The sequence below is a fragment of the Streptococcus sp. 29892 genome (assembly GCF_032594935.1).
Classification (GTDB): domain Bacteria; phylum Bacillota; class Bacilli; order Lactobacillales; family Streptococcaceae; genus Streptococcus; species Streptococcus hyiners.
In genome coordinates this window covers 1,758,209-1,782,794 of the sequence record NZ_CP118734.1, presented here as the reverse complement: position 1 = coordinate 1,782,794, position 24,586 = coordinate 1,758,209, and the positions used below count along the sequence as shown (strand labels likewise).

The 24,586-nt window shown below is 44.8% G+C and carries 26 protein-coding genes; 22 read left to right on the top strand and 4 right to left on the bottom strand.

Annotation, left to right across the window (positions count from 1 at the left end; all coding sequences use genetic code 11):
- Window positions 1-166: 166 nt before the first annotated feature.
- The 11 genes from PW220_RS08915 to PW220_RS08865 all read left to right on the top strand — a co-directional run bounded on the left by PW220_RS08915 (window position 167) and on the right by PW220_RS08865 (window position 11,184).
- Window positions 167-1,447, top strand: coding sequence for a uracil-xanthine permease family protein (locus tag PW220_RS08915; protein ID WP_248055498.1), 1,281 nt, complete (start codon window positions 167-169; stop codon window positions 1,445-1,447).
- Between the two features lie 198 nt (window positions 1,448-1,645).
- Window positions 1,646-1,915, top strand: coding sequence for a 30S ribosomal protein S15 (gene rpsO, locus PW220_RS08910; RefSeq protein WP_002938849.1), 270 nt, complete (start codon window positions 1,646-1,648; stop codon window positions 1,913-1,915).
- A 629-nt stretch (window positions 1,916-2,544) separates the two neighbouring features.
- The gene (pnp, locus tag PW220_RS08905; protein ID WP_248055496.1) at window positions 2,545-4,764 is read left to right on the top strand and encodes a polyribonucleotide nucleotidyltransferase; all 2,220 of its coding nucleotides are present in this window, start codon (window positions 2,545-2,547) and stop codon (window positions 4,762-4,764) included.
- 53 nt (window positions 4,765-4,817) lie between these two features.
- Complete coding sequence (gene cysE, locus PW220_RS08900; RefSeq protein ID WP_024378261.1) at window positions 4,818-5,435, top strand: serine O-acetyltransferase; 618 nt, start codon at window positions 4,818-4,820, stop codon at window positions 5,433-5,435.
- 55 nt (window positions 5,436-5,490) lie between these two features.
- Entirely contained in the window at window positions 5,491-6,351 is an 861-nt protein-coding gene (locus tag PW220_RS08895) for a GNAT family N-acetyltransferase (protein ID WP_248055489.1), read from the top strand.
- 1 nt (window position 6,352) lies between these two features.
- Complete coding sequence (locus tag PW220_RS08890) at window positions 6,353-7,126, top strand: nucleoside phosphorylase (protein ID WP_248055487.1); 774 nt, start codon at window positions 6,353-6,355, stop codon at window positions 7,124-7,126.
- The gene (locus PW220_RS08885; protein WP_248055486.1) at window positions 7,120-7,305 is read left to right on the top strand and encodes a hypothetical protein; all 186 of its coding nucleotides are present in this window, start codon (window positions 7,120-7,122) and stop codon (window positions 7,303-7,305) included. The genes PW220_RS08890 and PW220_RS08885 overlap by 7 nt, the downstream gene beginning before the upstream one ends.
- A gap of 10 nt (window positions 7,306-7,315) precedes the next feature.
- Window positions 7,316-8,659, top strand: a complete 1,344-nt coding sequence (gene cysS, locus PW220_RS08880) for a cysteine--tRNA ligase (protein WP_248055485.1) — start codon at window positions 7,316-7,318, stop codon at window positions 8,657-8,659.
- On the top strand, window positions 8,652-9,053 hold the full coding sequence (locus tag PW220_RS08875) for a Mini-ribonuclease 3 (protein ID WP_248055482.1): 402 nt from the start codon (window positions 8,652-8,654) through the stop codon (window positions 9,051-9,053). Before cysS ends, PW220_RS08875 begins: the two co-directional genes overlap by 8 nt.
- A 33-nt stretch (window positions 9,054-9,086) precedes the next feature.
- Entirely contained in the window at window positions 9,087-9,944 is an 858-nt protein-coding gene (locus tag PW220_RS08870; RefSeq protein WP_248055475.1) for a helix-turn-helix domain-containing protein, read from the top strand.
- A gap of 109 nt (window positions 9,945-10,053) precedes the next feature.
- Window positions 10,054-11,184: an ABC transporter ATP-binding protein gene (locus tag PW220_RS08865; RefSeq protein ID WP_172008975.1), complete on the top strand. Its 1,131-nt coding sequence runs from the start codon at window positions 10,054-10,056 to the stop codon at window positions 11,182-11,184.
- A gap of 351 nt (window positions 11,185-11,535) precedes the next feature.
- Here PW220_RS08865 and PW220_RS08860 read toward each other — a convergent pair whose 3' ends face one another.
- Window positions 11,536-12,504, bottom strand: coding sequence for an aromatic acid exporter family protein (locus tag PW220_RS08860; RefSeq protein WP_248055474.1), 969 nt, complete (start codon window positions 12,502-12,504; stop codon window positions 11,536-11,538).
- 74 nt (window positions 12,505-12,578) lie between these two features.
- Window positions 12,579-12,968 carry a DUF1761 domain-containing protein gene (locus tag PW220_RS08855; RefSeq protein ID WP_248044332.1) on the bottom strand — a complete coding sequence of 130 codons (390 nt, stop codon included), beginning with the start codon at window positions 12,966-12,968 and terminating at the stop codon, window positions 12,579-12,581.
- A 134-nt stretch (window positions 12,969-13,102) separates the two neighbouring features.
- Here PW220_RS08855 and rlmB point away from each other — a divergent pair, with 134 nt between their 5' ends.
- The 11 genes from rlmB to rpsI all read left to right on the top strand — a co-directional run bounded on the left by rlmB (window position 13,103) and on the right by rpsI (window position 23,039).
- On the top strand, window positions 13,103-13,831 hold the full coding sequence (rlmB, locus tag PW220_RS08850) for a 23S rRNA (guanosine(2251)-2'-O)-methyltransferase RlmB (protein WP_248055472.1): 729 nt from the start codon (window positions 13,103-13,105) through the stop codon (window positions 13,829-13,831).
- Entirely contained in the window at window positions 13,832-14,353 is a 522-nt protein-coding gene (locus tag PW220_RS08845) for an NYN domain-containing protein (protein ID WP_248055470.1), read from the top strand.
- Entirely contained in the window at window positions 14,350-15,210 is an 861-nt protein-coding gene (locus tag PW220_RS08840; RefSeq protein ID WP_248055469.1) for a DegV family protein, read from the top strand. The genes PW220_RS08845 and PW220_RS08840 overlap by 4 nt, the downstream gene beginning before the upstream one ends.
- A gap of 61 nt (window positions 15,211-15,271) precedes the next feature.
- On the top strand, window positions 15,272-16,165 hold the full coding sequence (locus PW220_RS08835; RefSeq protein ID WP_248055468.1) for a DUF7916 family protein: 894 nt from the start codon (window positions 15,272-15,274) through the stop codon (window positions 16,163-16,165).
- Between the two features lie 405 nt (window positions 16,166-16,570).
- Window positions 16,571-16,774, top strand: coding sequence for a hypothetical protein (locus PW220_RS08830; protein ID WP_248055466.1), 204 nt, complete (start codon window positions 16,571-16,573; stop codon window positions 16,772-16,774).
- Window positions 16,775-16,931: 157 nt separating this feature from the next.
- Window positions 16,932-18,629, top strand: a complete 1,698-nt coding sequence (locus PW220_RS08825; protein ID WP_248055464.1) for an FAD-dependent oxidoreductase — start codon at window positions 16,932-16,934, stop codon at window positions 18,627-18,629.
- Window positions 18,622-19,965 (top strand): APC family permease, encoded by a 1,344-nt coding sequence (locus tag PW220_RS08820; protein WP_248055463.1) that lies wholly within the window; start codon window positions 18,622-18,624, stop codon window positions 19,963-19,965. The genes PW220_RS08825 and PW220_RS08820 overlap by 8 nt, the downstream gene beginning before the upstream one ends.
- Complete coding sequence (locus PW220_RS08815; protein WP_248033835.1) at window positions 19,962-21,221, top strand: YeeE/YedE family protein; 1,260 nt, start codon at window positions 19,962-19,964, stop codon at window positions 21,219-21,221. Before PW220_RS08820 ends, PW220_RS08815 begins: the two co-directional genes overlap by 4 nt.
- A 99-nt stretch (window positions 21,222-21,320) precedes the next feature.
- Window positions 21,321-21,974 (top strand): ArsR/SmtB family transcription factor, encoded by a 654-nt coding sequence (locus PW220_RS08810; RefSeq protein WP_158457243.1) that lies wholly within the window; start codon window positions 21,321-21,323, stop codon window positions 21,972-21,974.
- A gap of 206 nt (window positions 21,975-22,180) precedes the next feature.
- On the top strand, window positions 22,181-22,627 hold the full coding sequence (gene rplM / locus PW220_RS08805; RefSeq protein ID WP_027972471.1) for a 50S ribosomal protein L13: 447 nt from the start codon (window positions 22,181-22,183) through the stop codon (window positions 22,625-22,627).
- A gap of 19 nt (window positions 22,628-22,646) precedes the next feature.
- On the top strand, window positions 22,647-23,039 hold the full coding sequence (gene rpsI / locus PW220_RS08800) for a 30S ribosomal protein S9 (protein ID WP_002942223.1): 393 nt from the start codon (window positions 22,647-22,649) through the stop codon (window positions 23,037-23,039).
- Window positions 23,040-23,095: 56 nt separating this feature from the next.
- Here the strand turns inward: rpsI and PW220_RS08795 are convergent, their stop codons facing one another.
- Together PW220_RS08795 and PW220_RS08790 are read right to left on the bottom strand one after the other, a co-directional pair.
- Window positions 23,096-24,142: a tyrosine-type recombinase/integrase gene (locus tag PW220_RS08795; RefSeq protein ID WP_248055462.1), complete on the bottom strand. Its 1,047-nt coding sequence runs from the start codon at window positions 24,140-24,142 to the stop codon at window positions 23,096-23,098.
- Between the two features lie 90 nt (window positions 24,143-24,232).
- A complete protein-coding gene (locus PW220_RS08790) occupies window positions 24,233-24,421 on the bottom strand; it encodes a helix-turn-helix domain-containing protein (protein WP_248055461.1) in 189 nt (62 codons plus the stop codon).
- Window positions 24,422-24,586: the final 165 nt, after the last annotated feature.

The window sequence follows — 24,586 nt, the reverse complement described above, 5'->3', positions numbered from 1 at the left end:
TACAAAATTCCTTGCAAAAAACTTCCTCTTTGTGCTACAATACCAAAAGCGTAGGTTTTTAAACTCATCCCGTGAGGTGAGAAAGACAAGAGGAAAATCAATTAAGGGCCTATGACTATATATTTAGAAAGTCTGGGTCTTTTTGCGTACCCAGAATGGGAGATTTATGAGTACAAAAGCCAATCTTTTGTTTGATGTCCATGAGAAACCAGCACCCTTGCAAGGGATTTTGTTGAGTTTCCAGCACGTGTTCGCTATGTTCGGAGCGACAATCTTGGTGCCACTGATTCTCGGTATGCCCGTTTCCGTGGCTCTCTTTGCATCAGGTGTCGGAACTCTGATTTACCAAGTGGCAACCCAGTTTAAGGTGCCGGTTTACTTGGGTTCATCCTTTGCCTACATTTCGGCTATGGCGCTTGCTATCAAGGAAATGGGTGGCGATGTGTCAGCTGCTCAGACAGGTATTCTCTTCGTCGGTTTGATTTATGTACTGATTGCAGCACTTGTCAAAGTTATCGGTACTAAGTGGATTGATAGCCTCTTGCCACCGATTGTCATCGGTCCTATGATTATCGTTATCGGTCTCGGTCTTGCCAACTCTGCTGTGACTTCGGCAGGCTTTGTCGCAGACGGTGACTGGAGAAATGTCGTAGCGGCTATTGCTACCTTCTTGATTGCGGCTTTTGTCAATACCAAAGGGAAAGGCTTCGCCAAGATTGTTCCCTTCTTGATTGCCATCATCGGTGGTTACGTGATTGCTATCTTCCTTGGTCTAGTTGATTTCAAACCTGTGCTGGAAGCGGCGTGGTTTGAATTGCCAGGTTTCTACCTACCATTTGAAACTGGTGCCTTCAAATCCTACAATTTCTACTTCGGTCCAGAAATGATTGCCATCTTGCCAATCGCAGTGGTGACCATCGCAGAGCATATCGGAGACCACACGGTTCTCAGCCAAATCTGTGGTCGCCAGTTCTTGAAAGATCCAGGTCTCAGCCGTACCTTGATTGGTGACGGTGTGGCGACTGCCGTATCTGCCTTTATCGGTGGACCTGCCAACACGACTTATGGTGAAAATACAGGGGTTATCGGTATGACCCGTATCGCATCGGTATCCGTTATCCGAAACGCTGCCCTGATTGCCATTGCCTTCTCATTCCTAGGCAAATTTACAGCCCTTATCTCTACTATTCCAAGTGCTGTTCTTGGTGGTATGTCCATCTTGCTCTACGGCGTTATCGCCTCAAACGGTTTGAAAGTCTTGATTGAAAGCCGTGTTGATTTCGGTCAAGTCCGCAACCTGATTATCGCAAGCTCCATGTTGGTCTTGGGTCTTGGTGGAGCAGTTCTTAACATCGGTGCCATTACCCTTTCAGGAACAGCCCTCTCAGCCATTGTCGGCATCGTCCTCAACCTCATCTTGCCAAAAGCAGAAAAGTCTGAGAAATAAAGATATAAATGAAAGTCAGCCACGGCTGGCTTTTTTTGAAAAATAGCAGAGCAGCTCAGCTATTTCTCAAATCAGTTGACAAAAAGGTCATTCCTTGATAGAATGGTTAAGGTCCAGAAGGACACATCTAGCTTTTTCTTGGTTACAGGTCGCCAACCTGTCACTCGGATTAGGCTCAAATACAAAGGAGAACATATCATGGCAATCTCAAAAGAGAAAAAAAATGAAATCATGGCACAATATGCTCGTCATGAAGGCGACACAGGTTCAGTTGAAGTACAAGTGGCAGTACTTACTTGGGAAATCAACCACCTTAACGACCACATCAAACAACACAAAAAAGACCATGCAACTTACCGTGGTTTGATGAAAAAAATCGGTCGCCGTCGTAACTTGTTGGCATACCTACGCCGCACAGACGTAAACCGTTACCGTGAATTGATTCACTCACTCGGACTCCGTCGTTAAGATAGGATACAAAAGCCGTCAAAAACGACTGAAAAATAGGAAACTGCCATGTCTTCGGATAGTGGCAGTTTTTCTTCTTCGCTAGGATTTTAGCTCGCTCCAACAGTCTTGGGATAGACTGTTGGAGGTTGGAAATGAAGCGAACGTAGTTCGTGTCAACACAGTCTTGGGATAGACTGTTGGAGGTTGGAGATGGAGCGAACGTAGTTCGTGTCAATACAGTCTTGGGATAGACTGTTGGAGGTTGGAAATGAAGCGAACGTAGTTCGTGTCAATACAGTCTTGGGATAGACTGTTGGAGATTGGAGATGAAGCGAACAAAGTTCGTGTCAACAATTCAGAAAGAGCCTGTTTTTCAGGTTCTTTTTTGTTTTTCCCTTTTCTTTTTTCCGAGTTTTTAGGCTGTGCAAGGTATTGATTTCTGCTTCAATTTCTCTTTTTTGAGTTACTCATTCGTTTTTCATCTTATTTTAGCAGAAATTGCTTTCTCAATTTCCCACATTTTCCTTCAAATATGATAAAATATGAGGTATGCGTGGTTTTGTGCAAAAGAGAGTGAAACAAGCTTGTTTGATTGTCTTTTGTAGAAAACACGCAAGAAAAATTTCAGAAAAAATAGGAGACAATTCATGTCAAAACAAGTATTTGAAACGGTTTTTGCTGGCAAGAAATTGGTTGTTGAAACTGGCCAGGTTGCCAAACAAGCCAACGGTGCGGTTGTTGTTCGCTACGGCGACTCCACAGTCTTGACTGCGGCGGTTATGTCCAAAAAAATGGCGACGGGAGACTTCTTCCCCCTCCAAGTCAACTATGAAGAAAAAATGTACGCCGCTGGGAAATTCCCAGGTGGCTGGATGAAGCGTGAAGGCCGTCCGTCAACTGATGCGACCTTGACAGCTCGTTTGATTGACCGCCCAATCCGTCCAATGTTTGCGGAAGGCTTCCGTAACGAAGTTCAAGTCATCAACACAGTGCTTTCTTACGATCCAGATGCTTCTGCTCCAATGGCAGCCATGTTCGGTTCTTCATTGGCATTGGCAATCTCAGACATTCCTTTCAACGGTCCAATCGCAGGTGTGCAGGTTGGCTATGTCAATGGTGAACTCATCATCAACCCTGACAAGGCTCAAATGGAAGAGTCTCTCCTTGACTTGACAGTAGCTGGTAACAAGGACGCCATCAACATGGTTGAGTCTGGTGCCAAAGAATTGTCTGAAGACATTATGTTGGAAGCCCTCTTGAAAGGTCATGCTGCTATTCAAGAACTCTTGGAATTCCAAAATCAAATCGTGGCAGCAGTCGGCAAGGAAAAAGCAGATGTGGAGCTCCTTCAAGTGGACCCAGAATTGCAGGCTGAGATTGTTGCAGCTTACAATGATGATTTGAAAAAAGCGGTGCAGGTTGAAGAAAAATTGGCCCGTGAAGATGCGACCAATGCCGTTCGTGAAACCGTCATCGCAGCTTATGAAGAGAAATACGCTGAGCACGAAGAATTTGACCGCATCATGCGGGATGTCCATGAAATCTTGGAACTCATGGAGCACGCAGAAGTTCGTCGTTTGATTACAGAAGACAAGGTTCGTCCAGACGGTCGCCGTGTCGATGAGATTCGTCCGCTGGATGCAGAAGTGGACTTCTTGCCAAATGTTCACGGTTCAGGTCTCTTTACCCGTGGTCAAACCCAAGCTCTTTCTGTCTTGACCTTGGCACCAATGGGTGAAACCCAAATCATCGACGGTTTGGATGATGAGTATAAGAAACGTTTCTTACACCACTACAACTTCCCACAATACTCAGTGGGATCAACAGGTCGTTACGGAGCACCTGGTCGTCGTGAAATCGGTCACGGAGCCCTTGGTGAGCGTGCCCTTGAGCAAGTCCTGCCAAGCCTAGATGACTTCCCTTACGCTATCCGCTTGGTAGCAGAAGTCTTGGAGTCAAACGGTTCTTCCTCACAGGCTTCTATCACAGCTGGTACCCTTGCCCTCATGGCAGGTGGTGTGCCAATCAAGGCACCAGTTGCAGGGATTGCCATGGGTCTGATTTCAGACGGGACAAACTACACCGTCTTGACCGATATTCAAGGTCTTGAGGACCACTTTGGCGACATGGACTTCAAGGTGGCTGGTACCCGTGATGGTATCACAGCTCTTCAGATGGACATCAAGATTGACGGTATCACACCGCAAATCTTGGAAGAAGCCTTGGCACAGGCTAAGAAAGCTCGCTTTGAAATCCTTGATGTGATTGAAGCGACGATCCCAGAAGTTCGTCCTGACTTGGCACCAACTGCACCGAAGATTGACACTATCAAGATTGATGTCGATAAGATCAAGATTGTCATCGGTAAGGGTGGCGAGACTATCGATAAGATTATTGCAGAAACTGGCGTGAAAATCGATATCGACGAAGACGGGCTTGTAGCTATCTTCTCACCAGATCGCGATGCGATTGAGCGGACCAAGGAAATCATCGCTGGACTTGTTCGCGAAGCAAAAGTGGACGAAGTCTTCCAAGCAAAAGTGGTTCGTTTGGAGAAATTCGGTGCCTTTGTCAACCTCTTTGACAAGACAGATGCCCTGGTCCACGTTTCTGAAATGGCTTGGACCCGTGTCAATAAACCAGAAGATTTGGTTGAAATTGGCGATATTGTCGATGTCAAAGTTATCAAGATTGACGATAAAGGTCGTGTTGATGCTTCTATGAAGGCTCTTCTTCCAAAACCAGAAGGTTATGTGGAACCAGAAAAACGCGAGCGTTCTGACAGACCACGCCGTCATAAAGACAACAAAGAGAAAAAAGACAACAACTTTGGTGAATTCAAATTCCACAAGGTTGAAAAGAAATAAGCTGAGTAGACAAGTTCGGTAGCGGGCTTGTCTTCTCGCTAGAAGGAGTGACTATGGGTTGGTGGAAGGACACCATTGAGATTGTAAAAGAAAAAGATCCGGCAGCACGGACGACCTTGGAAGTTCTTTTGACCTACCCAGGTGTCAAGGCCTTGGCTGCCCACCGTTTGTCCCACTGGATGTGGAAAAAAGGTTTTAAATTACTAGCTCGGATGCACAGCCAATTTTGGCGTTTTTGGACTAATATTGAAATTCATCCAGGTGCCGAGATTGCTTCGGGAGTCTTCATTGACCATGGAGCCGGTTTGGTCATTGGAGAAACCGCCATTATCGAATCAGGTGTCATGCTTTACCACGGCGTAACGCTTGGTGGAACGGGTAAGGATTGTGGCAAACGCCATCCGACTGTGCGAAGAGGAGCTCTGGTTTCTGCCCACGCCCAAGTCATTGGTCCCATTGAGATTGGGGAAAATGCTAAAGTGGGTGCAGCTGCCGTTGTCCTAGCCGATGTTCCAGCAGATGTGACAGTAGTCGGCATGCCAGCTAAAATTGTCCGTGTGCATGGTCAAAAAGATGAGAAGGTCATTCATGACATGGAAGGTGGTCGTGAACACTACACTACCAAACTGGCAGAGCTGAGAGAAGCCAGCCATCATTCGTCGCATTTGTAGGAAAGCCACATATGGTAAGTCCTATGTGAGTTAGCCATAGAGAGGAAAAATAAGCATGATAACAGCAACTAATGTCCTAAATCTTCAGCAATTATCCGCAGCAAAAACTCTGATAAGCACTGTACAATCCCATGACGGAACCTATCGTGCCCCTTACCTGTCAAATATGCTCAACTTTGACCCTGAAATGCCAGCTTTTTTCTTGGCTTATCAAGGCGAACAGTTGGTGGGGCTCTTGACTGTGTATGCTGATGATGAGGATGTAGAACTTGCGATTATCGTGCACCCAGACTACCGCAGACAGGGTCTGGCAGGCAAGCTCTATGATTGCTACCAGATGAAGACGGCAAACTATCCTATCGCTAGTGTGACCTTTCAGACCGAACGTGCCTTTCTGGACAAGCACCCAGACCTTGCGACAGCATGGGACTTGGTTGAAAATACGGATACTGAGACATGGCTGGTACGTGAGCGAGAGCCTTATCAGTTCTCACAACAGGCTGAACTCACAGTAAGTTTGGCACAGGCTCACCATGCAGATGACATTGCACGTTTTCAGACACAGGTCTTTGATAGCGACTACGAGGTGGCTCTTCGTTACGTGCGTGAGGCTATCGCTGATGCAGATAGCTTGCTTTATCTTTTGGAACATAGCGGAGCGGTTATCGGTTCTTGCACAGTAGATATCTCGACCGATGATAACTACCTTTACGGTTTAGCTATTGCCCCAGACCAGCAACGAAAAGGATATGGTACTTACTTAGTCAAAGCTGTCATCAATGACCTTATCAGGAAAAACGACAAACCTTTTCAAATCGCTGTCGAAGATGATAACCTCATCGCTAAGCGGCTGTATGAAACTATCGGTTTTACAAAGCAGACACAAGTAGTTTACCTAGACCCAAAAGGAGAATGATATGCTACTAGAAGAATTTGAAAACACCTCTGCAGTCATTGAACCAACGGATAAGGCTATTCGTGGTGGCGGTGAGGTATGTGACACCATGATTTTCTCCTTCAATGGGGAAATCGTAGACCGTGTCCGTCAGTTGCCTGAACGCAGGGAAGGTGGTCATTTACAGACCTTAAATGGTTGTCACCCTTGGTATATTTTAGAGAGGGACGGACTGTGTGTTGCGGTCATGTTGGCAGTCATTGGTGCTCCCATGGCGGTTGGTCATCTGGAAGAACTGAAGGCCTGTGGGTTTGAGAACTTTATCGTTCTGGGTTCTTGTGGGGTGCTGGATAAGTCGCTTGCTGCGGATAAGATTATTATTCCTAGCTCTGCCCTTCGGGACGAGGGGACTAGTTACCACTACGCTCCTGCCAGCGAGGAAATCAGCTATGATTCTGCTCTGCTATTAACCATGGAAAAGGCCTTGGACCAAGCGGGAATCGAGCATGTGCGGGCCAAGACCTGGACCACGGACGCTTTCTATCGGGAAACGGCTGCCAAGGTCAAACGTCGCCTAGCCGCTGGTGCCATGGTGGTCGATATGGAAGCTTCTGCTATCATGGCCTGGGCCAATTATCGTCAGGCCAAGGTCTATCAATTTTTCTACACGGCAGACTATGTGGACCACCACAAGAACGAGTGGGATACCCGTCGGGAAGAACGGACGGCTGACAGTATGACCTTCTTTGAAGTGGCCATGGCCATTGCAAGAAAATTAGAAAGTAGATCATGTTAAAAAAATTAGTAAGACAAAACTGGCCTTATGTGTTGACCGCCATTGCTGGGACAATCATGTTTATCCTTAAATTCTCCCAAGGAAACTGGCAGTTAGGGATGATTTGGTTGGCAGCGACAGCTTATTGGCTAGTAAAATTGTATCAAAAGTATCAAGTCCTAAAGAATACTCAGAAGTAATGGAGAAACTATGATTAAAATCTACGATACCATGACTCGCAGTTTGCGTGACTTTGTGCCCTTGGAAGAGGGCAAGGTCAAGATGTATGTTTGCGGTCCGACGGTTTACAACTATATCCATATCGGTAATGCCCGTAGCGTCGTGGCCTTTGATACCATCCGCCGCTATTTTGAATACCGTGGCTTTGATGTAGCTTACATTTCTAACTTTACGGATGTGGATGACAAGATTATCAAGGCTGCTAATGAAGCTGGCATGACAACCAAGGAACTATCTGATAAGTTTATCGCAGCTTTCAAGGAAGATGTGGCAAAACTGGGTGTCAAGCCTGCTACCAAAAACCCTCGCGTTATTGACTATATGGATGAAATCATCGATTTTGTGCAGGTCTTGATTGACAAGGGCTATGCCTACGAGGCGGCTGGAGATGTCTATTTCCGTGTGGAAAAGGCAGCCAATTATGCCCGTTTGGCCAACAAAACCCTGTCTGACTTAGAAGCTGGGGCTTCTGGTCGTGTTGAGGGAGAAGGTCAACTCAAAGAACACCCTTTTGATTTTGCCCTGTGGAAAACTGCCAAGCCAGGTGAAGTATCTTGGGAAAGCCCTTGGGGAGCAGGTCGTCCAGGTTGGCATATCGAGTGTTCGGTTATGGCGACAGAGATTTTGGGAGACACTATTGACATTCACGGTGGTGGTGCGGACTTGGAATTCCCTCACCATACCAATGAGATTGCCCAGTCTGAGTGCAAGACTGGTCAGACTTTTGCGAATTATTGGATGCACAATGCCATGCTCAATATCAATGATGAGAAGATGTCCAAGTCCTTGGGCAATTTCCTGACAGCTCATGATATGTTGGAACAAATCGACGGGCAGGTCTTGCGATTCTTCCTATCGACCCAGCACTACCGCCGTCCACTCAACTACACTGAGAAGGCTATTTCAGATGCGGAAATCAATCTCAAATATCTGAAAAATACTTATACACAACCTGTGCAAAACTCTGTGGATAAGTCAGCTCTTGAATTGTATTTGGCAGCCTTTGAAGCAGCAATGGATGATGATTTCAATGCGGCAAATGGGATTACGGCTATCTTTGACTTTGCCAAGTGGATCAACTCAGGCAATTATGATGAAGCTGTAAAAGAAGCCTTTGGCAAGATGCTCGCCGTCTTTGGTATTGTCTTTGAAGAAGAAGTCTTGGACAGCGAGATCGAAGCCTTGATAGCAGAGCGTCAAGCAGCGCGTGCCAATCGGGACTTTGCGACGGCTGACCGTATTCGAGATCAATTGGCAGCCCAAGGCATCAAGCTCTTGGATACCAAGGATGGTGTGAGGTGGACACGTGACTAAGGCAGTAGATGTCAATCTCATCAATGGCATCGCCCTGGCTTTTGAAGGGGATGCTGTCTATTCCATGTATGTCAGACGGCACTTGATTTTCAAGGGGCTGACCAAGCCTAACAAATTGCACGGAGAGGCTAACAAGTATGTGTCGGCCAAGGCTCAGGCAAGCCTGATCTCTGCCCTCTTAGAAGCTCAGCTATTGACAGAAAAAGAGGAAGAAATCTACAAGCGGGGTCGCAATACCAACAGTCACACCAAGGCCAAGAATGCGGACGTGGTCACCTATCGGATGTCCACAGGCTTTGAGGCGGTCTTGGGATACCTGCACATGACTGAGCAGATTGAACGCTTGGAGGAGTTGGTGGCTTGGTGTCTTGGGTTTATCGAAGCTAACCATTAAGAAACCGTCATGATAGAATGAAAGTGAGGCCAGATGACCAGTAAGGATCAATTACAGAAATTATTTCCAAAAGCAAAAATGGTAGCTGAAAAAGTAGATGGAGTAGGCATTCATTTGCCTCTAGCTGATGGGACCTGGCTCGTGATAGCTCAAGAGGATATCACAGAGCGAGAACGGGGCCTGTTGCAGTTATTCTTGGGTGAACTACCCCAGGAGGCAGGTCATCCTTGGGCTCGTTATCTTCAGGGGATGGGCCCCCTTCCACAGGCTCTAAGTAAACTTCAAGTTATCCACGCTCATATTTGGACGGTATCAGATGAAGAGGGGAAGCAAGCTTGGCTGGATATGATGACCAAGCTTCTGCCCAATCTTCAGAGCTACTACACGACCAATGGTCAGGACTACAGCTTTGTCTTAGACAGCTCCTCTCTATTTGATGTTAGAGAAATCCTAGGTGATACCCTTGCGACCATGGAGTTTGATTTTGGGTTGCGAATGACCTTGTTTCTAGGTCAGATCTGGCCAGCAAGATTGCTGCAATCCTGGCCCATGCTCATTCAGGCAGAACAATCTCTCTTTCAGCACTGGAGATTAAGCCATCATCAGTCTGGTCTACTAACTTTTAGTCAGCTTCATCTATGGGCTGGTCAGCTTTATCCTATTATCAGAAGAGGTCTGGGAGATATGATTGCCTACCAGCAAATGGAAAAGGAAATTCAGGCGCTTTGGAAAGAGGGGGCTGTATTAACAAAGGCGGCCCAGTCCCTCTATATTCATCGGAATACCCTTCAGTACCGTTTGGATAAATGGTATGATTGGACGGGCTTGCAATTAAAAGAGTTGACGGATTTAGCTGTTTGCTATCAGGTCATCATGGAACAGGATTTTTAATCTTTTGTGCAAGATGTACAAAAGATTTTTTTATTTTTGTTCATATTGACAGAGAAAAATAGAGCGTTTTCATTTATAATAAAACTATCAAAGAAAGCGAGGATTGAACATGGTTCAATTGAATTTAAAAAACATTTACAAAAAATACCCAAACAGCGAGCACTACTCTGTTGAAGACTTCAACTTGGACATCAAGGACAAGGAGTTTATCGTATTCGTAGGTCCTTCAGGATGCGGTAAGTCAACAACTCTTCGTATGATTGCTGGTTTGGAAGATATCACAGAAGGGGAAGCATACATCGACGGCGTTCTCATGAATGATGTGGCTCCAAAAGACCGTGACATTGCCATGGTATTCCAGAACTATGCCCTCTACCCACACATGACTGTATTTGACAACATGGCTTTTGGTTTGAAATTGCGTAAATACAGCAAGGACGAAATCAAAAAACGTGTGGAAGAAGCTGCCCAAATTCTTGGCTTGACAGAATTCTTGGAACGCAAACCAGCAGACCTTTCAGGTGGACAACGCCAACGTGTTGCCATGGGTCGTGCCATCGTTCGTGATGCAAAAGTATTCTTGATGGATGAACCTTTGTCAAACTTGGATGCCAAATTGCGTGTATCCATGCGTACAGAGATTGCTAAAATCCACCGCCGTATCGGTGCAACAACCATCTACGTAACCCACGACCAAACAGAAGCCATGACCTTGGCTGACCGTATCGTTATCATGTCTGCGACTAAAAACCCAGCAGGTACTGGTACAATCGGTCGTATCGAGCAAATCGGTAGCCCAGAAGAGCTCTACAACCGCCCTGTTAACAAGTTTGTTGCTAGCTTCATCGGTAGCCCAGCTATGAACTTCTTCACAGTTACGCTTCAAGATGGCGTTCTTGTTGGAGATGGTTTCAAGGTGGATCTTCCAGAAGGACGTCGCAAACACTTGGAAGAAAAAGGCTACAATGGCAAATCATTTACCCTCGGTATCCGTCCAGAAGACATCAAGGCTTCTCAGTTGGAATTGGACACATACCCATCTTCCATCGTAGAAGCAGAAGTAGTTGTATCTGAGCTTCTCGGTGCAGAAACCATGCTCTACTCTAAAGTAGGTAGCACAGAGTTTGTATCTCGTGTTGATGCACGCGACTACCACAACCCAGGAGATAAAGTTCGCTTGACCTTCAACCTCAACAAAGCTCATTTCTTTGATGATGAAACAAGCAAGGCGATTGTCTAACCTTTCTAAAATCGTTCATAAAACACCTGACCGTCGGATGAAAATCTGGCGGTTTTTGGCTAAGAACACATAAATACGTGCAATTGCTTCTTGAATTCTATATAATAAATATAGAAAACACTTACAGGAGGTTCCTATGAAGTCGCTACTGAGAAAAATTCGTATAACGTCTCTTTATATTTTGCTTTATAATCTCATTTTAATCCTCTCCATTTGGCTAGGAAAGGTATCTTCCAAGGAAGAATTTATGATTGCAGTTGCAGGGAATGCGGTCATGATGGGCCTATCTTTCGTGCATTTGCACAACCAAGTATCAGATGAATTTCATGGAAAAATAGAAGAACCGTCGGTTTAAACTGACGGTTCTTCATCTTTATAAACTTCATAAAAATTAACCTTGAGGCGAATAAAGGCTTCCATGTCGTGTAGGAGTTGGAAGAGGGTGGCACGGGTTTCAAATTCTTCCCTTGTTTGTGGCAGAGGTCGCTCGCGGAAGGTGGCATGGAAGAGATCGATGTCCAGGAGCAGTTCCTTGGCGGAGTTTTCTCGGCTCAGTTGTTGGGCTGCTCGCTCAAAGAGGCTGGACAGGATGACATTTTCTCTGCCTTCCAGTAAACACTTGTTGATATTTCCTGCCATGGTCCGCAGGATTTTGTTTTGTGCGGCCCGCATTTCAAAGTAATGGACTTGGTAGTTGGTCTGCTGGAAGAGTTGATTGTGGCGGTCCAGATAGACGACTTTCAGGGCTTCATCCAAGGTCTTATCCAGCTGCGTAATCAATTCTGCCTCGTTTCGTCCGTCACCATTAAGCAGAAAGGCTTCAAAGCGAAGGAGAATCTGCCTGAGCAGGTCTTCGACTTGGTCGTGATAGGCCTGGATTTTCTTTTCTTGTGAGGGCATATAGAGGTTAAACAAAAGTGCCAGTCCTGCCCCAATCAGAAAAAGCGTCAGCTCATTTCCCAAAAAAATCAGCGAAATATCTTGCTCTAGCAAGAGATGGGTGACAAGGACGGTCGAGGGTGCAATGCCTGCCTCCCAGTTGAAACGGTAGGCCAGGGGGACGTAGAGGGCTAGGTAGATGCCCAGGGTCCAGATGCCGAAGCCAAAGAGGGCGAAGGTCAGGACAGCTGTGGTCAGGGCCAGGAGGGTGGAGAAGAGGCGGTTGCGAGCCATTTTGAAGCTGGACTTGCGGGTGTCGAGGACGCTGAGAATGGCGATGATGCCAGCTGCCGTCGCATAGGACAAACCCAGGGCGGTCGCTAGGTAAATGGCTAGGACGGTGGCAAATATCAGTTTAATCGTTCGGAGGGAGAGGGACATGGTGGCTCCTTTGGTCTTAATCTGTTTCTATTGTACCATAAAACAAAACCCTCCTAAAGCTAGGAGGGTTACGCTTATGCAAATAGAGCCAGAATACCGACTACTAGGTAGCAGACTAGTTTGTAGCTTTCGTTGATAAGGATAAGGTTGATGGGGCGTTGCTCAAAGATGTAGTTTTTCAATGAAGCAAGGACCGCAATTATGCCCATGCCGCCAGCTGCGTGAAGTGGTGAAACACCGAGGGTCTTAATGAAGAAAATAGCAATGATGGCAGTCAGCACTTCAATGACAAGGGAAATCACCATTTCCTTCTGGCCATTTTTTCCAGCCTGACGATCTGCTTCTACCTTAGCCATGTCAATGCCTGAAGCCTTGATCCAAGCATCGCGGAAAATCAAACCATACCACAAACCACCGATTGCAAAGGCAATCAGACCCGCAACAATTCCAAAAATAAGTGTCATACGTTCTCCTTTTGTGTCCGCTTGTACGGACAAGTAATAGGCATAAGGATAACATATATTGGTAATGTGGTCAAGTATTTCAGCTGGGACACAGTGAGTGCCATTTTTCAAGTAACCTATGCTATAATACTCTTATGGAACAAAATGATATCGTATATGGCGTACATGCTGTGGTGGAGAGTTTGGAGGCCAACACCGGCAACAAACTCTACATTCAGGATGATTTGCGCGGAAAAAATGTAGAAAAGATCAAGGCGCTGGCAGCAGAGAAGAAGGTGTCGATTTCTTGGACGCCCAAGAAGACCCTGTCCGACATGACAGACGGTGCTGTCCACCAAGGCTTTGTCCTGCGGGTCTCTGAGTTTGCCTATGCGGACCTTTCGGTGATTTTGGAAAAAACAGAGCAGGAAGATAATCCTCTCATTCTCATCTTGGACGGTCTGACAGACCCCCACAACTTCGGCTCGATTTTACGGACCGCAGATGCCACTCAGGTGGCAGGCATCATCATTCCCAAGCACCGAGCAGTTGGTGTGACGCCTGTTGTGGCTAAGACTTCCACGGGTGCGGTGGCCCATGTCCCAATCGCCCGAGTAACCAATCTCAGCCAAACCCTCGACAAGCTCAAGGAGGCTGGTTTCTGGGTATTTGGTACCGATATGAACGGGACCCCAAGCCACAAGTGGAATACAGCTGGCAAGCTAGCCCTTATTATCGGCAACGAAGGCAAGGGCATTTCCAGCAATATCAAAAAGCAGGTTGATGAGATGATTACCATTCCTATGAAGGGCCATGTCCAATCTCTCAACGCCAGCATAGCAGCAGCTGTGCTGATGTATGAAGTATTTCGGAAGAAAATCTAAATGAAAGAAAAAATTCTCATTGTAGATGGCTACAACATGATTGCCTTTTGGCAGGCCACCAAGCAAGATTTTAAAAAGGGAGACTTGGATGCGGCCAGAACGACCTTGCTTCGAACCTTGTCTCACTACGCAGCCTTTGAACAGATTGAGGTGATTTGTGTCTTTGATGCCCACCATGTGCCAGGTCTTCGCCAACAGTATGACGAATTCAAAGTGTCGGTCATTTTTACAGAGGAGGAAGAGACGGCAGATAGTTATATCGAACGACTCAGCGCCCAGCTCAATAGTGACCGTCGCAAGCAGGTTTCCGTCGCAACCAGCGACCTCAACGAACAATGGGTGGTCTTTTCACAAGGGGCCTTACGGATTTCGGCGCGTGAGTTAGAGGAGAGAGCCAGGGTCATCAAAAAGGACTTGGACAAGTTTGTGGACCAGGTCGAACTTTACACCCCGCGGCTCAATCCCTGGTCAGATGGGAATTTTCAAGCCTTAAAAGAAATGATGGAGGAAATGAAAGAGTGACATTTATAATCGTAACCGATTCGACATCGGATTTGCCAATCAGCTGGGTCCAAGAAAATGATGTGACCGTGCTTGGTTTGACCATTAACCTAGACGGCGTAACCTATGAAACCGTTGGGGAAAACCGCTTGACCTCAGCAGATTTGCTGGAGAAAATGGCAACAGGAGGACTGCCAACGACCAGTCAGGTCAATGTTGGTCAATTTGAGGAAGTTTTTGAAGCGGCAGCCAAGGAAGGTCAAGAGGTGCTTTATCTCGCTTTCTCATCTGCCCTTTCAGGGACTTACCAGAGCAGTACCATTGCCCGTGACATGGTCTTGGATAAGTATCCACAAGCCCATATCGAGATTGTCGATACCAAGGCGGCATCTATCGGTGAAGGTTACTTGGTCATGCAGGCGGTTCAAGCGCGTGCTGCGGGTAAGACGTTGGCAGAGACTATGGCAATCGTAGAAGATTTGGTACCGCGCTTACGGACCTATCTCTTAGTTGATGATTTACAACACTTAGTGCGTGGTGGTCGTCTGTCCAAAGCTGCAGGTTTAATCGGTGGTTTAGTGAATATCAAGCCTCTCCTTGCGCTCAATGCGGAAGGAAAGTTAGAAGCGATTGCTAAAATCCGTGGTCGCAAAAAAGGAATCAAGGAAATGCTGAACCTGACCCTTGATAAATTGGATCATTCTACAGTAATGGTAGCCTATACAGGTGATAGAGCGGCTGCCGAAGCAGTTAAGGCTAGCTTATTGGAGGATAGTCAGGTAGCAGATGTGCTCTTGACGGAGTTGGGTCCGATTATTGCCACTCATACGGGTACAGGGGTACTGGCTATCCTATCAATCAATAAAGAAGAGAGATAATCTCTTTTCTTTTTACAAAAACAGAAAGCGATTACAAACTAATTTCGATGTGGAGGTTCTTATGAAACGCTTGTTGTCTTGTTATGCCAGTGACTTGCTGGGAGCGACCAAGGAGGAGCTCAAGCAGTCCATTCTATCCAGTGAAGGTCGGATTATCATGGGAGAAACAGTGGTTACGGCGGCTCCCTTGATTGCAGGAGTGACCAATGCGGAGATGATGGCTGCCTTTGGTTGTGACCTCTTGGTGCTCAACGAATTAGATGTGTTTCATCCGGAGATTGTTGATTTTTACGACTGCGACAATCCCATCGCTGAAATTAAGCGGTTGACAGGTCGATTGGTTGGGATTAACTTGGAGCCTGTGGACAGTAGCCAGGAAGTCCAAGACCAGCAGGTCTTTCTCAAACCGGGTCGTCAGGTTAGTCCAAAAAGTTTGCGACAGGCCCAAGCCCTTGGCGTAGATTTTATCATGCTGACAGGCAATCCTGCTACGGGTGTGTCCATGGCTGCAATCCGCTCTGCTATTGGCCTTGCCAAAGAACACTTTGAGGGCCTCATCTTTGCGGGGAAAATGCACGGTGCAGGTCTGGGAGAGTCGGTCGTGGACAGTCAAGTCCTGCTGGATTTTGTGGACTTGGGGGCAGACGGTGTCCTCATTCCTGCGGTTGGAACGGTGCCGGGTGTGCGGGAAGAGATTGTGGCACCAATCGTCAGTCAGGTCAAGGCGCGTGGCGGCCTGGTCATTTCGACCATTGGGACCAGCCAGGAGAGTGCGGATAGCCAGACGGTGCGGGAGTTTGGGCTCAGCAACAAGCGAGTGGGCTCGGACATCCACCATATTGGGGACGGAGGCTACGGTCGGATGCCAGACCCTGAAAATATCTTGGCTCTGTCCTTGGCAGTCAGAGGCAAACGGCACACCTATTTCAAAATAGGTCAATCAGTAAGGAGATAGAATGTCACTGATCATCAGAAGAGAAGAAGAAAAAGATCAGCGTGCGGTTGAAGAGCAAGCACGTGACGCCTTTTGGAATGTCTTTCATCCGTCAGTTTATCTTTTATTACATCGTTAACTTGTTTTGCCGTACTCCAGTACTGTCTGCAACTCGTTGCCTTGTACTAAAAGTAAACTGAAGGCCTATTATCTGAGTGCGACGGAGCATCTGAACTTTCATCAATTACGCGGGCAAGATCTCAATCTTGTGGTGGAAGCCGACGGTCAGCTGGTAGGGCATATCTTCTATGTGGTGTCGGAGATTACAGTAGGCTGCACTCGCTTGCCAGCCTGCTCTTTGGACCCTTTAGCATCTCGCCAGACCAGCAAGGCCGTGGTTATGGTCAGGCACTTTTAGAGCATTCGTTGGCTTTGGCGGAAAATAGCAGAGCAGTCTTGGCGGTCATTACAGGCTTTCCTGATTACTACAGTCGATTTTGCTTTGTCAAGGGTAAGGAGGTCGGCATTAGCTATCAGGCAGACCCAGAGGCCGATTATTTCTTGGTCAAGTTGTTCCAACCAGAAGCCTTGGATGGCCGGGACTGGTGGTTTACAGATCCGCCGAGCTAGACGGTGGACGAATTGGTCTTGCCTGGACAACTAGGGCAGTAGGTGAGTAAATTTTAGAAGAATGGAAAGAAGTCCATTCTTTTATTTTGAAACCGTTGACAAACAATCAATTGAATGTTAGAATGTATTTGAGAAAAAAATCACAAAGGAGGTCAAGATGACTAAGAAATATATAGTTGTAGGTGGTGTTGCAGGTGGTGCCTCTGTAGCAGCTCGTCTTCGTAGGATTGATGAAAAGAGTCAGATACAGATTTATGATAAGGGTTACGACATTTCCTTCTCTAACTGTTGCTTGCCAAACTATTTCAGCGGAGAGGTCGAAAATATAGAGGATTTAGTTTTTTATGATACTGAGAGTTTTAAGAAAACCTATAATCTGGATGCCAAAGTTCGTCATGAAGTGATAGAGATTCTTGCAGATGAACATAAGGTTACCGTAAAAAATCTTGAGACTGGCGAAGAGTTTCAAGATTGGTATGATGTCCTTATTTTGTCACCTGGGGCAAGGGCAATTCGTCCCTCTAGCATAAAGGGGATTGATGCTCCTCATGTTTTCGCATTGAAGAATGTGTCAGATGTTCGCAACATCGATCAGCATTTAAAGTATTCAAAAGCAGAGCAAATCGTTGTGATTGGTGGCGGATTTATTGGTGTCGAGGCAGCAGAATGTTTGCGCCATTCTGGCAAAGAGGTAAGCCTTGTTGAAGCTAGTGCTCAAATCATGACTCCGTTTGATGATGATATGGTTCAGATGCTGCACAAGGAACTCTATGACAATGGTGTGCAACTAATCTTAGAGGATAGTGTTGTCGAGATTACAGAGAAGGAAGTTGTGTTACTGAGTGGCAAACGATTGCCCGCTCAAGCAGTTATTGTAGCTATCGGTGTCAGCCCAGATGTTGATTTTGCAGTCAAGTCAGGCATAAAATTAGGGGAGACAGGGGCGATTGAAGTAGACTACCGCTACCAAACAAACTTACCAGATGTCTATGCTGTGGGTGATGCTATTGAAGTCGTGCATCAGATTACAGGTAGAAAGACAAGGCTACCTCTTGCAGGTCCTGCTCAAAAACAAGCAAGAAACGTGGCAGATGCGATTTCGGGCAAACAAAATCGCAATCGAGGCGTGATTGGTTCTTCTTGCATCCGTGTCTTTGGTCTGAATGCGGCTAGTACAGGGTTAAATGAAAAAGACTGCCAAAAGGCTGGTATCAATTATCGCGTTGCCTTGGTTATCCCAAACGACCGTGTTGGGTTGATGCCAGATGCAGCACCCATGCACTTTAAATTACTTTATCAGTATCCGACTGGAAAAATAGTAGGTGCCCAGGCCATCAGCAAGGGCAATCCTGTTAAGAACATCAATGTCATTGCGACCGTGATTAGTTTTGGGGGCTACCTGGAAGATTTGAAAGACTTGGAATTATGCTATGCTCCTGCTTTTTCAACTGCAAAAGATGTGGTGAACTTCGCTGGAATTGTCGGCCTCAATTATCTCAATGGGGACTATCAGCAAGTACCTGTGACAAGTGTTCGTCAGTTGGTAGATGAAGGTGCGTTTATTCTCGATGTTCGTGGGAAGGAGGCTTTTGACAAATCTCATGTTATCGGTGCAGTAAATATTCCGCTCGATGAAATTCGACAACGCTTAGGGGAGATTCCGAAAGACAGACCGGTTTACATCCATTGTCGGACCTCTTGGAATAGCTATTATGCTATCCGCGCCTTGAAAGGTTATGGCTTTGACAATATTATCAATATCCAAGGTTCCTTCCTTGCCTTGAGTTATTATGAATATTTCAAGGATAAAACGACCGATAGAAGACCAATCGTGACGGGGTATAACTTTGACTAGTGGCAGACAGACCTTATCAAAATTAGATGTTATTTCCTTAGTAATTGGGTCGGTTATTGGCTGGGGTGCCTTCTATCTGCCAGGGAAAAAATTTCTGCCTGAAGCAGGAGTGCTTAACACGGCAGTTGCATTTTTTCTTGGAGCTGTACTGATTTATTTTATTCAGATGGGCTACCATGTCATGATTGAATACCATCATGAACGTGGCGGAGAATTTTCCTATGTATTCGTACATTTAGGAAGAGGTCATGGTTTTCTAGTAGGCTGGGCCTTGACATTTTGCTATCTGACCTTGATTCCCTTGAATGCTACTGCGGTGGTACTGGTTCTGAAACAACTTTTCGGAGGTATTTCTTTTGGATATCTTTATACTGCGGCTTCCTATCCAGTCTATATCACGGATGTACTGATTTCAACAGTAGTAATCCTGGTATTTTATTGGGTCAATCTGCAGGGAGTCTCTCTCTCCATGCGTTTGCAAAAGATATTGATCATAAGTCTGGTAGCCATTGTAGTGGTGAGTTGTATCTATATGCTCGTTTCTGGAAATCGTGTTCAGTTTGCGGCTAGTTATTTAGAGAGGTCTCAGATTGATAGCGTTGCGATCTTGAAGGTGTTGGCCATTATTCCCTTTCTTTTTGTTGGATTCGATATTGTGCCGCAGGTCTTGACTGATCTTGGTTTCCCTTTCCGTTTCGCAACAAGAATGACGATTCTAGCAACTATAATTGGGATGATCATTTACAATATGTTGAATGTGATGACAGCCTTAGCCTATTCTCCAAATCAGGCTAGTCAGCTTGATTGGGCTTTGGGGAGTGCCATTTTAGAACATGCAGGCTGGGTTGGTTTTGTTGGTCTATGCCTTGCTCTTTTTGCCGCAGTAGTTGGCGGAATCAACGGCTTTTTAGTTGGAAGTAGCCGAGTATTAGCTTCTCTAGCGACGCATGGATTACTTCCTGCTCACTTTGCTAAGGAAAATCAATATGAGATACCAGAAAATGCTTTACGGTTTGTAACGGTTGTAAGTATTCTGATGCCACTCTTGGGGAGAAGTGTTATTTCCTATATCGTTGATTTGTCCAGTTTGATGGCGGCAGTCACCTACGCTTATGTTTGTTATGTGAGTAGTCGGCTGACAGAAAAACGAGTTATGAAGTATCAAAGTTTGTTGGGAATGCTAGTGGGGATTGTGTTTGTACTATTGCTTATTTTCCCAAATTCACCGAGCCAGTTGTCTCCTTATTCATTTGGAATTTTGGGCATTTGGGTCGGTTTAGGATTTCTTTATTTTCATTTGTCAAAGAATAAACAAAATAAAAAGGAGTTTTTATGAAACATGTAGAACGTTATAGCGGTTTTCTATTAGGAGCAGCTATTCTGATTTTGGGGCCAAAATTATTGTCATCGGATATGCTATTCTTTCGGCTGGTGATAGGTGCGGCTCTTGGCTACACACTCAGTCGAGGGTATACAGGATTTGCAGGTAGTGTCAATCGTGCCTATCGAACAGGCTCTACACGCTTGATGCGGACCATGATGATGATGTTCTTTATTACAACTTTATTGAGTACCGCTTTTCTATTTAATGCAGACGCTTCTTCTTACGATCTTTGGGTGAATCCCATTAATCTAGGTCTTCTCTTAGGAGGGATTTTATTTGGATTTGGGATGACCTTCTCTTCTTGTTGTGCCTCAGGCGTATTGACTGATTTGGTGACAGCCTTGCCTCGTGGATTGATTACATTGGTCTTTTTCTGCTTGGGCGTATTTATTGGATTCCCTATTCAGAATTCAGCTAGTTGGATTACACAATCTTGGTTTACAAGTGAAGTGGGATCTAAATTATATGGAGGGGTCTATCTACCAGACTTGTTCAAATTTGATGGCCTGGGTGGATATCTAGGAGCATTGATGTTTACCGGTCTCCTCTGTGGAATTGTCATTTGGCTTTCTTATCGTTATGAAAATAAACGCAAGCAAGCCGGCACCTATACTGGTCACTTTGGCGAGAAAATTCAAGATATGGAAGTGGCAGAGTCTTTGGAAAATCCAGCGGATGAGGCAGGGTGGTATGATCGCTTGTTTGTAAAGGCATGGTCTTTGCGTAAAGCTGCGGTTATTCTTGCCGTTCTCTTTACTCTCTTAATGGGAGTGACAAAAGCAGGTTGGGGTGCAAGTACTCCCTACGGTTTATGGTTTGGCCAATTCTTGATGCTGTTTGGTATAGATGCAAGTAGTTTGGCGGAGTTTACCCTGATGCCAGAGGGAGCATTTTCAACACCATTCTTTGAACACCCAATTAGCACACAAAACTTTGGAATCATGTTAGGGACAATTTTCTTCTTGTTGACTTCAGGTACCTTTACCAAAGTAGCCAAATCAGAGTTGAAAATTACTCCAAAACAGGCTTTCTTCTTTGCCTTGGGTGGTTTATTGATGGGCTTTGGAACGCGGTTGTCTAATGGCTGTAATGTAGGAGCTCTCTTTACTCCGATTGCGAATTATTCTCTGTCGGGATGGATTTTCTTAGTTGTTCTGGTTACGGGTGGAGTGCTAGGTAATACGGTAGCCAAGAAATTAGAACTCTAATTCCTAGATTATTAAGGACAAATACTTTGTTAGTTCTGACTAGCAGAGTATTTTTACTATATGCTATAATGGAGATAGTAAGTTTAGCAAGGAGTCATCATGAGTCAAGATCGTGACTATATGGATCAAGTATTTTTAGAATATGTTCGGATCGCCAAAGCCCTTTCTAGTGAAAAACGCTTGGAGATACTTCACCGTTTAATTCATGGACCCAAGACGGTAGAACAGCTAACCAGAATGACCGATATGACAACAGCTAATACATCCAGGCATTTGCAAGTTCTGAAGGAAGCGTCCCTCGTTTCAATTGAAAGAGACGGAAAATATATTTGGTACAGTATTTCCACCCCGACAGTAGAAAAACTCTTGTCTGATATTCATTCCATTAGTGAAGAACGGTCGCCGATGTTAGGGTGGATTGAAAAGAGTTATATTGAGCAAGATAAAGCAATCCAAACAATTGGTTTAGATGAAGCCAAGGATAAGGTCTTTTCTAGCCAGGCACAACTAGTTGATCTAAGAAGCGTTAGTGAATTTGAGCTGGAGCATGTAGATGGAGCGGTGAATATTCCTTTCAGTCAATTGGAGGAGCATTTAGAGGAACTAAAGCGCGATAAACCAATTATTCTGTATTGTAGGGGATTATTCTGTACCTATGCCAATCGAGCGGCGGCCTTTCTAAATAAGAGAGGTTATCATGCCTATAGCGTAAGTGGGACACATTTTGATTGGAAGCGAACTAGAGAAGAGTAGTAGATCCCAAGGCTTTCATTCTCAGCTGCTCTGTCATCTTTCAAAAAATAAAAAAAGTAAAGTAAAATAACTTGACGGAGAACAGTAGTTTTGATAGAATGGTAGACGGTATTGTTTACCCCATTTGAAAGGCCCCGGAACCTTCCAAATACCCGCGGACCGGAACATCCGCCCAGTAAACAAAAACGATTCGTATAGGAGAAATCATGAACAAAACAACATTTATGGCTAAACCAGGCCAAGTTGAACGTAAATGGTATGTAGTAGACGCTACTGATGTACCTCTTGGACGCCTTTCAGCAGTAGTTGCTAGCGTTCTTCGCGGTAAAAACAAACCAACTTTCACACCTCACACTGATACTGGTGACTTCGTTATCGTTATCAATGCTGAGAAAGTGAAATTGACTGGTAAAAAAGCAACTGACAAAGTGTACTACACTCACTCATTGCACCCAGGTGGTTTGAAATCAATCACAGCTGGTGAATTGCGTTCTAAAAACGCTGTTCGTTTGATTGAAAAATCAGTTAAAGGTATGCTTCCACACAACACACTTGGTCGTGCACAAGGCATGAAGTTGAAAGTGTTTGTAGGTGCTGAGCACACTCACGCTGCACAACAACCAGAAGTACTTGATATTTCAGGTCTTATCTAAGGGAAAGGACGTAATCTAAATGGCACAAGCACAATACACAGGTACTGGTCGTCGTAAAAACGCGGTTGCACGCGTACGTTTGGTCCCAGGTACTGGTAAAATCACAGTAAACAAAAAAGATGTAGAAGAGTACATCCCACACGCTGATCTTCGTTTGGTTATCAACCAACCATTCGCAGTAACTTCAACTCAAGGTTCATACGACGTTTTCGTTAACGTGAACGGTGGTGGTTACGGTGGTCAATCAGGTGCGATCCGTCACGGTATCGCGCGTGCATTGCTTCAAGTAGACCCAGACTTCCGTGATTCATTGAAACGCGCAGGCCTTCTTACACGTGACGCTCGTATGGTTGAACGTAAGAAACCAGGTCTTAAGAAAGCACGTAAAGCTAGCCAGTTCTCAAAACGTTAATCAAAACCTTATTATACCAACGATTATGGCGCTTTTTTGGTGCCAGTTGGTGTTAATTATAATGATAAGTCGTTTAAGAGACTTAAAGCATCGGCATCTTGCTGGTGCTTTTTTTCTGGCATCAATTCTAGATAATACTGTTGTGTTGTTAAGATAGAGTTATGACCTAGACGACGAGAAATATAGTCTAGGCTAATATCTTTTGAAAAGAGAAATGAGGCATGCGTGTCACGAAGTCCATGAAATGTCGTTTTTGTTAATCCCAACTGTTTTAACAGCTTTTGAAGTTGACTAGCTTGCTTGAATCCATTCCAATCAAAGATATAGCCTTCTTTTGTTTGTGCAAGTTTTGTCACAGCTTGATAAACATCTTCGTTGATGGAAATATCACGCTTAGAATGTTTGGTTTTAAGCTGGGTATCGTCATTAGTTGGACTAATTGATCGAAGAATTTTGATACCATATTCAAAAATATCTTCTTTTTTAATTCCTAAAAGTTCTCCACGCCTTGCTCCTGTCTCAAGGGCGAGAGCAACAAGAACATTAAATTCATCCTCAGTATGACTTAGGCAGTATTGTCTGAGTTTTTTAAATTCTGTGATAGATAGTGGTATATTTCGTTTAGATTGTTCTTGTCCTTTTGCTTTCAAAAGATGACCAAAGTCATTACTAATCAAACCACGAGCATACGCATATTTCAGTGAACCACGGATTTTAAGAACAAGTTCTTTTACTGTTTTTTTAGAGTGGGTTTCAGCATATTGGTCGATTTTCTTTTGCATGACGAGATCGTCAAGGTGTTTAAGTTGAATACCATCAAAAAGGTCATCAACTACTACGAGAGTTCGTTTATAGTTTATAAAGGTGGCTTCGCGAACATCATTTTTCTTGACCGTATGGACCCAATTTCTATAAAAATCAGGAAATAGGGTGGATCGTTCGGCAATATTCTTGCCACGACCTTTTTCAAGTTCCATTTCTAATGTCCAAAGCTCAGCATCTTTTCTGTTGCTAAAGGTTTTAGTTTCTCGTTTATATTCTCCTTTCTTATAAAGTGATACAGTTGCACGGTAAGAGTTACCACGTTTTGTTATTGTTGCCATTTTATCAGCCTTTCTATAAAAAATGATTGATAAAATAGACTAGTCACATATAGGATATATGAAAAATCTAATTTTATCAATCATTATCCGTCAATCGCAGTGGCTTTCAATAAATTTAACCAGTTTTGACTTCAAATAGCGCTCTTGTTTTCCCACCATAAAGCATTGAAAGTCTGGGTGATTTCTGATGTACTTATCAAATGATTTGGGATCTATTCCAAGTAGTTCAGCTGCTTGTTGTCTATTTAACAGAAGAGGAGAATTATTTTGAGGTAACATATAAAATTCCTTTCATTTTCTAGATACAAGTATTATGCCACATGTGTAATGAATTGAGGCTAGATTTTTGAAAAATGTGCAATGCTACCTAACGTTTCAATAAAATATAAGCGTAGGAACGAGGAAATTCCTCTGGTCTATTGTGTCCCAGAGCCTTTGTCACAA